This is a genomic window from Nocardia sp. NPDC060259 (assembly GCF_042728775.1).
Taxonomy (GTDB): Bacteria; Actinomycetota; Actinomycetes; order Mycobacteriales; family Mycobacteriaceae; genus Nocardia.
The window spans coordinates 1-10,788 of the sequence record NZ_JBHXAY010000161.1 but is presented as its reverse complement, the minus strand read 5'-3'; the positions used below and the strand labels follow the sequence as shown (position 1 = coordinate 10,788).

The window sequence follows — 10,788 nt, the reverse complement described above, 5'->3', positions numbered from 1 at the left end:
AGATTCAACTCCTCGAGGAGCCTTTTGGCCGCCTCCAGTTCGGCCTGCAGCTGGGCGACCTTGGCCTGCTGCGCGCCCCGCGCCGCTTCCAGGATCCCGGCCACGACTTCCTCGACCTCGGGGTGCAGGATCTTGGCGGCCTGGGCGACGGCGCCGCTGGTCACCGCCAAACCCTTCACACTGCGCTTCTTGCCGTTGACCACATCGACGGTCCATTCGCCGTCGGCGGAACCGGTCAGCGTGACGGTCACTTCGGGCGCCTTGGGCTTACGCGCGGCAGGTGCCTTCGCCGGGCGCGGCGTCGCCGGCTTGGGCGCGGCGACGGCCTCGTCGGGCACTGGCGCGAGCGGCCGCGGCGCGGGGGGCGTCGGGGCCGTGCTCGGCAGGGTCGACGGCTGGGTCACAGTGGTGTCCTTTCGGTTGCTCGGCTCGGGCACGCTCTCCGGGCGGGTCCGCGGGGATCCGCCCGGCGCTACGGTAGTCGCGCGGGCCGGCTTGGTCAGCGTCACCTCGCTCGGTCCGAACGACAGCACATCTTTGGAACCGGTGGGCTTTACCTGCAGGAAGTCGCCGTCGGACGGATCGCCGAGCGCGACGACCTTGCCCGACTTGCCCTCGGCGACACCGACGGCGGCGGCGGTGAACCACACCATCGGCGGTTTGCCTTCGGCCAGCTCGCCGGCGATGCGCGCGAGCTCGGCCTCGGACAGTACCTGCTTGGCTGATCGGCGGGATGCGGACTTGGTGCTGGGCGAGGACATCGTGGACTCCGGAAGGTTGGTGCGTTCTACAGCGTGGTGTGCTGGAGATGATGCCGCACCGCACCGACAGGTTCGCAAGTCGTACCACCATCACGGCCCGAAAACCCGTCCGGTGAACGGGCATCCGGGCCGTCCGGCGATCAGCCTCTGGTCGCGTTTCCGCGGGTGGTCGGCCGGATGTTCGCCCGCACCGCGGCGACATCGGGGTACCCGTTGACCGCCATCAGCAGATCGGCCTCGGCGGCGTAGCTGCGCAGCAGGTGCACCAGTCCGCGCACCCCGCCCAGCGCAAGGCCGTACACATACGGCCTGCCGAGACCGACCATGGTCGCGCCGAGACCCAGCGCCTTCACCACGTCGGCGCCGGAGCGGACACCGGAGTCGAACAGCACCGGCACCCGGTCGTCACAGGCGGCGGCGACCGCGGGCAGTGTCTCCAGCGCGCTGAGGCCGCCGTTGGCCTGGCGGCCACCGTGATTGGAGCAGTAGATGCCGTCGGCGCCGAAGTCGATCGCCTTGCGCGCGTCCTCGGGGTGCGAGATGCCCTTGAGGATGAGCGGCAGGTCGGTGATCGAGCGGAGCCAGGTCAGATCGTCCCAGGTCAGCGAGTTACCGAAGGTCGAGATCCAGTGCAGGACAATCATCTTCGGGTCGTCGGAGCCGACCATCGCCTGGAACACCGGGTCGCTGGTGTAGTTCTTCAGCACGTGACCGCGCAGCTGCGGGAAGTTGCCCGACGCCAGGTCGCGGGGCCGCCAGCCGGGGACCCAGGTGTCGAGGGTGACGGTGATGCCCGCGTAGCCGGCCGCCTCGGCCCGATGGACCAGGCTCTCGGCCAGCTCCCGGTTCTTCGGCGTGTACAGCTGGAAGAACGACGGCGTGTCACCGGCGTGCGGGCGCACGTCCTCGAGCGGATCCTCCATCAGCGTCGAGAACACCGCGGGCACACCGGTTTTCGCCGACGCCTGCGCGACCGCGATGTCACCGTGGCCGTTCTCGCCGACGAGGCCGATGACGCCGACGGGCGCCAGGAACAGCGGGCTGGCGAAGGTCTGCCCGAAGGCGGTGACGGTGAGGTCGCGCTCGGTCGCGCCGACCAGCATCCGCGGCACCAGACCCCAGTCGGCGAACGCCTCGGCATTGCGGCGCTGGGTGAGCTCGTCGCCCGCGCCACCGGCGATGTAGTTCAGCAGGGAATCGGGCAGCGCGGCGGTCGCTTTGCGCTCGAGCGTCGCGTAATCCATGGGGAACTCGGGCTGGATTCCGCCGAGGGCGGCCAGGTAGATCTCGTTCTGATAGTCGGCGAACTGACTCATCGCTGAACTTTCGCATGCGAGCCGTGGTTCACAAACCGCAGGGGGGATGTAAGGTGCGTCATACTCGTAAGTAGACAGCAGCGAACCAGCAGCGCGTTCCGAGATTGTGAGTGCCCCTGTCGTGACCCTCGTCGAACACTCGGCCGCGGCCGCACCCGCCGACCCGGACGTTCTCCTCGCTCAGCGCTTCACCAGCGCGGCCATCCGCTACCTCACCCTCCTCGCCTGCGGTCTGTCGCAGGATTCGATGGACCTGCTCACCTCGGTCACCGACCGACTACGCGCGGCCGAGGGCGCGCTACGCGATCCGCTCACCAGCGACCTCGGCTTCGACTGATCCCTCATCGACGTCGCGCCGTCAGTGCGGCCAGGTCGGCCAGCCGATGGGCGCGGGCGATCTCGGCGGGCGTGAACGGTTCGCCGGGACGCACGAAACCCCAGCGGCATTCGTCGCCATCGATTTCCAGCAGCGTGCCTTCGCCGACGTCCCCCGCCTCGGGCGTGCCGGGGGCCAGGTAGCGCGCACCGAGCAGTTCGGCCACGGCCAAGGGCAATTCGTCCGGATCGGCCACGATGCGAGCGGCGATCGCGAGCGCTTTGGTCTGGCCGTCGATCAGCGACAGCACCGTGGCAGGCCACACCCGCACCTCTGATCCGCCGGCCTGCACCACGGCCGCGGTGAGGGTGTGCGCGCTGACCTCGGCGGGCGCTGCGACGACCACTTCGTCCAGGACCGCGTCCTCCAGTTGATGCACATGCACCGTCAGGATGTTGGCGTCGCGATGCGCCAGGTGTTTGGCCAGTGTCTCCAGCGTGCCCGGCCGGTCCGCCAGCCTGACCCTGATCCGCCACAGCGCCTGCGCCTGGTCGATCCGATCGCGATGCCGCAGTTCCGGGCCGTGCAGCCAGCCGCCGAGCATGCGCATCGCCGACGGTTCGACCACCCAGATCACCAGGATCGTGGTGGTGATCGTCAGCAGCGCGACGGTCAGCAGATACGGCGGGTGCAGGTGGATCACCAGCGCGTGCAGCGCCAGTTCCACCGGGAACACCGCCGCCAGTTTGGCCAGCGCCAGCCGGGTGCGGCGGGGATGCGGCAGGCGGCCGCACACCTCGCAGGCCAGGACACCGGGTCGCACCGCTTTTTGCCACATGCGGGTCAGCGTCACCCGGGCGCGTGTCGATCACCGCAGTGGCGCGTAACAGCGGCGTGACAGCCTTCGCGAAATGCGTTGACCTGCAGCGCTATTCCCGGTGATGCCCGCCACTCGCCGTGCTCCGCTGTGACCGTGGGCACCACCGTGAAGCCATAGCCATCGGCAACGGTTGTGACTCGGCTCACCACAAATGATTGACAAAGCCACACGAATGGGCATAAAACAACATGAGTACACATTCTGACGAGCCGGAGGAAACCATGTACGCCGAGGAACGGCAGCAGGCGATCGCGACCGTGATCGGGCATCGCGGGCGGGTCTCCGTCGCCGAACTGGCCGACCAGTACGGCGTCACCACCGAGACCGTGCGGCGCGACCTCGCGGTGCTCGACCGGCTCGGCCTGATCCGGCGCGTGCACGGCGGCGCGGTCGTCTCCGGCGCGCTGACCACGATCGAACTGGGCACCGTCGAACGCGACAGCACGCGCGCCGCCGAGAAGGACCGCATCGCCGAACTCGCCCAGCGGTTCCTGCCCGGCTCCGGTGGCAGCGTGCTGTTCGACGCGGGCACGACCACCTCGCGGGTGGCCGCGGCGCTGCCGACCGATCTGGACCTCGTCGCCGTCACCAACTCGCTGCCCATCGCCACCCGGCTCACCGGATTCGCCGGCGTGCGGTTGCATCTGCTCGGCGGACGCGTGCGCGGGGTCACCCAGGCCGCCGTCGGCGCCGAGACGCTGCGGCTGCTCGGCGAACTGCGCGTCGACGTCGCCTTCGTCGGCACGAACGCGCTGACCGTGCGGCACGGCCTGTCCACGCCCGATCCGGAGGAGGCCGCGGTGAAGCGCGCGATGATCGCCGCCGCCGACCGGGTTGTCGTGGTCGCCGACGCGGGCAAGGTCGGCCGCGAGGATTTCGTCCGATTCGGCAGCATCGGCGACATCGATGTCCTGGTCACCGATACCGATATCCCGGCCACCGCGCACGCGGAGCTGGTCGGCGCGGGGATCGAGGTGGTGCTCGCATGATCGTCACGCTGACCGCGAACCCGAGTGTCGACCGGACGGTCACCCTCACCGAGCCGTTGCGGCGCGGGCAGGTGCATCGCGCCGTGGGCGTCACGTCGCATCCCGGTGGGAAGGGCGTCAATGTGGCGCGGGTTGCCGCCGCGGGCGGTGCGCCGGTCGTGGCGGTACTTCCCGGCGCCGAGGACGATCCCGTCGTGCACGGGCTGCGCTCGGCAGGCATCGGATTTCGCGCGGTGCCGGTGGCGGGTGGGCCGCGAGTCAACCTGACGATCGCCGAATCCGACGGCACCACCACCAAGATCAACGAACCGGGGCGCCCGCTGTCCGGGCGCGAGCTGGCCGAGCTGACGGCCGTGCTCGTCGAACTGGCCGCCGAGGCCGAGTGGATCGTGCTGTCCGGCTCGCTGCCGCCCGGCGTGCCGGTCGACTGGTACGCACAGCTCGTCGCCACCTTGTCCCCGCTCCGCGCGTCGAACGGAGCCCGCCGCACCCGCATCGCGGTCGACACCTCCGATGCTCCCCTGCTGGCCCTGTTCACCGAATCCCTCGGCGCCACACCCGACCTCGTCAAGCCCAACTCCGACGAGCTCGCCCAGCTGACCGGCCTGGATCCGGTGGATCTCGAAGACCCCACCGCCGCCGCGGCGGCCGCTTCGCTCCTGATCGACCGCGGTGCCGGTGCGGTGCTGGCCACCCTCGGTGCGGCGGGCGCGGTCCTGGTCACCGCCGAGGACGCCTGGTTCGCCGCCGCACCGCCGATCGTGCCGCGCAGCACCGTCGGCGCGGGCGACTCCGCCCTGGCCGGGTACCTGCTCGCCGACCTGGCCGGCTCCGCACCGGCCGACCGGCTCCGCACCGCCGTCGCCTACGGGAGCGCGGCCACCGCCCTGCCCGGCACCGAACTGCCCGGCCCGGCGGACATAGCGCTGGACGCGGTCACAGCCCGGCCACTCCGGACGACACCCGACCGACCACCAGCCCCGGCATGAGCACCGCCGATCCTGCTCCACCCCCACTCCCGAAAGACATCACGATGGCCGATTCGATCATCACCACCGACCTGATCACCCTCGACGCCGATCTCGGCGCCGACAAGGACGCGGTGATCATCACGCTCGCCGGCACCCTCGCCGCGGCGGGCCGCGCGAGCGACGCCGACGCGGTGAGCCGGGCAGCGCTGGACCGGGAAGCACAGTCGGCCACCGGTCTCCCCGGCGGCATCGCGATCCCGCACTGCCGGGTGGCTGCCGTCACCACCGCGTCCCTTGCCTTCGCCCGGCTGTCGCCCGAAGTCGACTTCGGTGCACCGGACGGCCCCGCTGACCTGGTGTTCCTGATCGCCGCACCGGAAGGAGCGGGCGCCGAGCACATGAAGCTGTTGTCGTCCTTGGCACGCGCGCTTGTCCGCCCGGTCTTCGTCGCGGACCTGCGGTCGGCAGCGACGCCCGCGGACGTCGTGGGACTCGTCGAAGGCGTGATCAATCCGCCGCCCGGCACTACCCCGACTGCAGCCAGCGTTTCGGCAACGGGTTTGTCGGCGGCTACTGCGGGCGCGGCAGCCGTCGGGGCAGGAACAGCCGGAGCGTCGGCGGGCCGCAGCAACACCGGCGGCGGCTCCGGTAGTGCAGCAACCGCTGGTGCTGCCGCAACGGCCGGAGACGCACACACTGCTGGTGACGCTGACCGCACCGAAACTGCGGGCGGCCCCACGCCCACCGGTAGTGCCGGAGCCACGGGTGTTTCCGCAGCCGCCGCTGACGCCGGAGCGATGGCTGGTTCTGGAGCGGCCGGTAGTGCCGAAACTCCCGCCGGCCCCGCCGACCGTCCTACGGCGACCACCGACGCAGCTGCCACGCCCAGAATAAGAATGGCCGAAACAGCCGTCACTCCAACAACTTCCACAGCAGGTGCGGTCGCGACAGGCCGCGCGTCAACCGCCTCGGGAGCTACTGATGCCGCTGACCACGGTTCTGCTGGCGAGTCGGCCTCCGGCGCGCGACTGAAGATCGTCGCTGTCACCGCCTGTCCGACCGGCATCGCGCACACCTATATGGCCGCCGACTCCCTGGTCGCCGCGGGCGAGCGGGCCGGTGTCGACGTGGCCGTGGAGACTCAGGGCTCCAGCGGCGGCGACAAACTCGACCCCGCCGTCATCGCCGCCGCCGACGCGGTCATCTTCGCCACCGACGTCGGAGTGAAGGATCGGGGCAGGTTCGCGGGCAAGCCGGTCGTCGAATCCGGCGTCAAGCGCGCCATCAACGAACCCGACACGATGATCGCGGAGGCCGTCACAGCGAGCACCACCCCGGGCGCCGCCACGGTCGGCGGGACAACACCCGCACCGTCACAGGCGGCGGCCAAGGGCATCGGCTGGGGCACGCGCCTGCGGCAGATCCTGCTCACCGGTGTCAGCTACATGATCCCGTTCGTCGCCGCGGGCGGTCTGCTGATCGCGCTGAGCTTCCTGCTCGGCGGCTACGAGATCTCCGACAGCGCGAAGGACATCGTGCTGAACAACTCGATCACCGATCTGCCCGACGGCGGCCTGGCCACCTATTTCGGCGCGGTGCTGTTCCAGATCGGCTCGCTCGCGTTCAGTTTCCTGGTTCCCGCGCTGGCTGGCTATATCGCCTTCGCGATCGCCGACCGGCCCGGTCTGGCGCCAGGGTTCACCGCGGGCGCCATCGCGGTATTCGTCGGCGCCGGATTCCTCGGCGGTCTCGTCGGCGGTCTGGTCGCCGGTTTCGCCGCGCTGTGGGTCGGCAAGCTGCCGGTGCCGACGTGGGCGCGCGGGCTGATGCCGGTGGTGGTCATTCCGCTGCTGGCGTCGCTGATCGTCGGCGTCGCGATGTTCGTGTTGCTCGGTAAGCCGCTCGCCGCCGTCACGAGCGGGCTCACCGACTGGCTCAACGGCCTGTCCGGCACCTCGGCGATCGCGCTCGGTGTCATCCTGGGCGTGATGATGTGCTTCGACCTCGGCGGGCCCGTCAACAAGGCCGCCTATTCCTTCGCCGCCGTCGGCCTGTCGGTGACCGACACCGCGACGCTGCGGATCATGGCCGCGGTGATGGCCGCCGGCATGGTGCCGCCGCTGGCGATGGCGCTGTCGACCACCCTGCGCCCGCGCCTCTACACCGAGGCCGAGCGCGAGAACGGCAAGGCAGCCTGGCTGCTTGGCGCCTCGTTCATCTCCGAGGGCGCGATCCCGTTCGCCGCGGCCGACCCGCTGCGGGTGCTGCCGTCGATGATGGTCGGCGGCGCGGTCACCGGCGGCCTGGTGATGGCCACCGGCGTGACCCTGAGCGCGCCGCACGGCGGCATCTTCGTGTTCTTCGCGATCGGGCACCTCGCCTGGTTCGTGCTGTCGCTGCTGGCGGGCACCGTCGTCGCCGCGCTCTGCGTGACCCTCGCCAAGGAAATCACCCGCAAACAGTCCGTGTCCCCCGCCCTCGTTCCCGCGTAATCCATTCGCACACAAGGAGATATCCCATGGCCAGCACCACCGTCATCGTCGGCTCCTCGATCGGCCTGCACGCCCGCCCCGCCGCCCTGATCGCCGAAGCGGTCGGCGCGGCCGGGGTCCCTGTCACCATCGCGCTCACCGGCGGCGACCCGGTGGACGCGGGCTCGGCCCTGATGATCATGACCCTCGGCGCGGCCCAGGGCGCCGAAGTAGTGATCAGCAGCGAGGACCAGCCCACGCTGGACAAGATCGCCGAAATGGTCGCCAGCGACCTCGACGCCTGAGTCCCCCGACCCGGACAACGCGAAAGGCCCGGAACCTGGTGGTTCCGGGCCTTTCGTTTGTAGCGGGGACAGGATTTGAACCTGCGACCTCTGGGTTATGAGCCCAGCGAGCTACCGAGCTGCTCCACCCCGCGTCGGTAAGAACAACCGTACACAGGGGCGGGAGGAGGCACCTAATCTGCTGATCAGAGGTGTTTTCAGGCCGGGGATGCGGCTGGATGCAGGGGTTCGGGCGCGGGGTCGGGGCGGGTGGTGGCCAAGTGGCGGGCAGCCAGCATGATTCCGAAGGCCGTGGCGAGCATGACGAGCAGGACAACGATCGACGTCCAGAACATGGTGTCGTAGAGGGCGATGTCGGCGCGGATGATCGCCCGGCGTGCGTAGGTCATCGGGGCGATGTCCTCGAAGGGACGGAACGCGGGCGGCGTCGTGCCCGAGGGGAATACGCCGCCGAAGGTGAAGATCTGGAACATGTAGAAGGAGAAGGCGGCGATAGAGCCGGAGACCCGGCCGAACAGGACGATGAACGCCTGGGTGGTCACCGCGGCCACCCCGCCGACCAAGGCGATCACGACCGCCATGACGGGCCAGTGCTGCGGGGACCAGCCGGCCGAACTGCCATAAGCGGCCGCCAGCGCGGCCAGAACGATGACCCCGGCCGCGCCGACCGCGGAGCCGCGCAGCAGCGGGGCGGCGGCGCGGCGCCACGGGGTGCGGCCGGTCGCGGGACCACGCCACGGGCGCAACAACATCCAGAGCACGATGGCGGCCAGGAAGGCGGCCATCACCACCAGGACCGGGCCCGCGCCGCGGGAGATCTCCTTCTGGCTGCGGTCGCCGCCGCGCACCACCTGGCTCGGTTCCTGATTGCGGATATCCATGGTGACCGGCTGGGCGATCACGTCGGCCGAGGCGGCGGGGTCGGTGATATGGGGTGCAACCGCCGCGCCGTCGCGCAGGCCGGTTTCGAGTTGGGTTGCGCCGTCATCCAATTGGGTGACGCCCGCGCGAAGTTCATGGCCGCCGTCGGACAGCTGGCGCAGGCCGGTGGACAGCTCGGTCGCGCCGGTGCCCAATTGGCCCGCACCGTCCCGCAATTGGGTCGCGCCATCGGCCAGGGCGAGAACGCCTGCGCGGTACTCGGCGTTGGGGTCGGTGAGCTGGCGCGCCAATTCCTCGGTGCCGTCGCGCAATTGGGTGAGCTGGCCGACCAGGGAGTCGGGATCGCCGGGGTTGACCTGTCCGATCAGGTCCTTCAGCTGGGTGATGGCGTCGGCCAGTGCCGGATCGGCGTTCTTGCTCAGCTCGTCGAGCAGCGGGTTCAGCTGGGTCGAGAACTGTCCGGCGGGCTGGAGGGCGTCCAGCAGCGGCGTGATGATCTGGTCCACGCCGTCGCGGATCTGCGTCGCGCCCGTGCCGAGTTGATCGGTGCCGGTGACCAGTTCGTGCGCGCCGTCGGCGAGTTGCACGGTTCCGGTGTGGAGTTCGCCGGCGCCCGCGACCAGTTGCGTCGCGCCGGTGGCGGCCTCGTCGAGTCCGGTCGAGAGCTGTCCGGAGCCGTCGGCTAGTTGCGCGGTGCCCTGCGCCAGCTGGGTCGCGCCGCGCGCGGCGTCGCCGATTCCGGAGCCGAGGCTGTTGACACCGATCAGGATCTGGGAGGCGTAGCCGCGGCCGATCGTTGCCGCGATCTGGTTCTGCGCGTCCGCGACGACACTATTGGCGACGGCGGGGCCGAGCGTGCCGTTGAAGTCGTTGTAGTACACCGCGATTCGAGCGCGCTGGGGCACCGGGTCGGTCACGCTCAGCACGCTGCGGGTGAAATCCGCGGGGATGACTACCGAGAAGGCGTACCGGCTCTCCCGCAGACCCCGCACCGCTTCGTCGCTGCCGACCCGATGGAACTGCAGCTCACCACCCGACACCAGGGTGTCGAGGATCTCGGTGCCCATGTTCTGAGCCTTGCCGTCGGAGATGCCGCCGACATCGTCGCTGGCGACGGCGACGGGAATCTGCTTCAGATACAGCTCCGGGTCCCACATGATCCACATGTAGACGGCGGAGACCAGGGTCGGCACCACCAGGAATAGGACGATCAGGACTCGTGCCGGTGTCGATGCCCCGCGCGTTCGGAGCATGCCGCCGATGCGAGCGCGGATGGATGTCGATCTGTCTGCCACGGCGAACCCCGATACTGCTCTGCTGATTTCGGGACTCAAGCTACCTGGTCATGCGTCCAGCAGGTGTGAACTCGGTGAAACACCTTCCCGGCTCACCGGATCGCGTCGACCACCAGCGCGGTCGTATTGTCGGTGCCGCCGCGCCCCAGCGCCGCCCCGACCAGCCCCTCGGCAACCTGGCCCACCGAGGAACCCTGCGCCAGGATCGATTTGATGACCGGCATGCCCAGTTGCTTGCCCACCCCGTCGCTACACAACAGCAGCCGCCCCGCACTCGAACCGGTGGCGGTGCACCCGATATCGCCGGGACGCACGGTGCGCACCGACGTGGTCACCAGATGACGCATGCCCGGCAGCGGATCGCGCCCGCGCACCCGCAAGTATTCGGCCACCGTGTGATCGGTGGTCACGCGGTGCAGCACCCGGCCGTTCCAGCGGTAGGCCCGGCAGTCGCCGACCCACGCGATATCGCACGGAGCGTCCAGCCGACCCTCGCTCGGGAGCACCGCGACCACCAGCACGGTGTCGGCGGAGGACTCGGATAGCTCGGCCAGCAAGCCGCGCTGCGCCGCCAGGATCGCGGCCCGCGCCCCCTCCGCCAC

At 70.1% G+C, this 10,788-nt stretch carries 10 protein-coding genes and 1 tRNA gene; 5 read left to right on the top strand and 6 right to left on the bottom strand.

Going from position 1 to position 10,788, the window contains the following annotated elements; translation table 11 throughout:
* A partial coding sequence (locus ACFWF2_RS32400) for a DUF6319 family protein (RefSeq protein ID WP_379311293.1) occupies positions 1 to 761 on the bottom strand: 761 nt, incomplete at its 3' end.
* 140 nt (positions 762 to 901) lie between these two features.
* Positions 902 to 2,077, bottom strand: coding sequence for an alpha-hydroxy-acid oxidizing protein (locus ACFWF2_RS32395; protein WP_379311292.1), 1,176 nt, complete (start codon positions 2,075 to 2,077; stop codon positions 902 to 904).
* A gap of 121 nt (positions 2,078 to 2,198) precedes the next feature.
* Here ACFWF2_RS32395 and ACFWF2_RS32390 point away from each other — a divergent pair, with 121 nt between their 5' ends.
* On the top strand, positions 2,199 to 2,414 hold the full coding sequence (locus ACFWF2_RS32390) for a hypothetical protein (protein ID WP_189026861.1): 216 nt from the start codon (positions 2,199 to 2,201) through the stop codon (positions 2,412 to 2,414).
* A gap of 4 nt (positions 2,415 to 2,418) precedes the next feature.
* On the opposite strand, the gene ACFWF2_RS32385 is transcribed toward ACFWF2_RS32390, so the two are convergent.
* The gene (locus tag ACFWF2_RS32385) at positions 2,419 to 3,231 is read right to left on the bottom strand and encodes an amino acid-binding protein (protein ID WP_379311291.1); all 813 of its coding nucleotides are present in this window, start codon (positions 3,229 to 3,231) and stop codon (positions 2,419 to 2,421) included.
* A gap of 263 nt (positions 3,232 to 3,494) precedes the next feature.
* On the opposite strand from ACFWF2_RS32385, the gene ACFWF2_RS32380 reads away from it, so the two are divergent.
* Genes ACFWF2_RS32380 through ACFWF2_RS32365 form a run of 4 tightly spaced genes read left to right on the top strand, consistent with a single transcriptional unit; the run spans position 3,495 to position 8,009 of the window.
* The gene (locus tag ACFWF2_RS32380; RefSeq protein WP_379311294.1) at positions 3,495 to 4,262 is read left to right on the top strand and encodes a DeoR/GlpR family DNA-binding transcription regulator; all 768 of its coding nucleotides are present in this window, start codon (positions 3,495 to 3,497) and stop codon (positions 4,260 to 4,262) included.
* Positions 4,259 to 5,251 (top strand): 1-phosphofructokinase family hexose kinase, encoded by a 993-nt coding sequence (locus ACFWF2_RS32375; protein WP_379311290.1) that lies wholly within the window; start codon positions 4,259 to 4,261, stop codon positions 5,249 to 5,251. Before ACFWF2_RS32380 ends, ACFWF2_RS32375 begins: the two co-directional genes overlap by 4 nt.
* Before the next feature lie 44 nt (positions 5,252 to 5,295).
* Complete coding sequence (locus ACFWF2_RS32370) at positions 5,296 to 7,725, top strand: fructose-specific PTS transporter subunit EIIC (RefSeq protein WP_379311289.1); 2,430 nt, start codon at positions 5,296 to 5,298, stop codon at positions 7,723 to 7,725.
* 26 nt (positions 7,726 to 7,751) lie between these two features.
* A complete protein-coding gene (locus ACFWF2_RS32365) occupies positions 7,752 to 8,009 on the top strand; it encodes an HPr family phosphocarrier protein (RefSeq protein ID WP_379311288.1) in 258 nt (85 codons plus the stop codon).
* Between the two features lie 60 nt (positions 8,010 to 8,069).
* Here ACFWF2_RS32365 and ACFWF2_RS32360 read toward each other — a convergent pair.
* The 3 genes from ACFWF2_RS32360 to ACFWF2_RS32350 form a co-directional block, all read right to left on the bottom strand.
* A tRNA-Met gene (locus ACFWF2_RS32360) sits at positions 8,070 to 8,143 on the bottom strand.
* A 63-nt stretch (positions 8,144 to 8,206) separates the two neighbouring features.
* Positions 8,207 to 10,144, bottom strand: coding sequence for a YhgE/Pip domain-containing protein (locus tag ACFWF2_RS32355; RefSeq protein WP_379311287.1), 1,938 nt, complete (start codon positions 10,142 to 10,144; stop codon positions 8,207 to 8,209).
* Positions 10,145 to 10,278: 134 nt separating this feature from the next.
* A partial coding sequence (locus ACFWF2_RS32350) for a PP2C family protein-serine/threonine phosphatase (RefSeq protein WP_379311286.1) occupies positions 10,279 to 10,788 on the bottom strand: 510 nt, incomplete at its 5' end.

Bases quoted from the DNA above. Each gene is read 5' to 3' on its own strand.
- ACFWF2_RS32395 (WP_379311292.1), bottom strand. From the start codon at position 2,077: ATGAGTCAGTTCGCCGACTATCAGAACGAGATCTACCTGGCCGCCCTC.
- ACFWF2_RS32385 (WP_379311291.1), bottom strand. From the start codon at position 3,231: ATGTGGCAAAAAGCGGTGCGACCCGGTGTCCTGGCCTGCGAGGTGTGC.
- ACFWF2_RS32380 (WP_379311294.1), top strand. From the start codon at position 3,495: ATGTACGCCGAGGAACGGCAGCAGGCGATCGCGACCGTGATCGGGCAT.
- ACFWF2_RS32375 (WP_379311290.1), top strand. From the start codon at position 4,259: ATGATCGTCACGCTGACCGCGAACCCGAGTGTCGACCGGACGGTCACC.
- ACFWF2_RS32370 (WP_379311289.1), top strand. From the start codon at position 5,296: ATGGCCGATTCGATCATCACCACCGACCTGATCACCCTCGACGCCGAT.
- ACFWF2_RS32365 (WP_379311288.1), top strand. From the start codon at position 7,752: ATGGCCAGCACCACCGTCATCGTCGGCTCCTCGATCGGCCTGCACGCC.
- ACFWF2_RS32355 (WP_379311287.1), bottom strand. From the start codon at position 10,144: ATGCTCCGAACGCGCGGGGCATCGACACCGGCACGAGTCCTGATCGTC.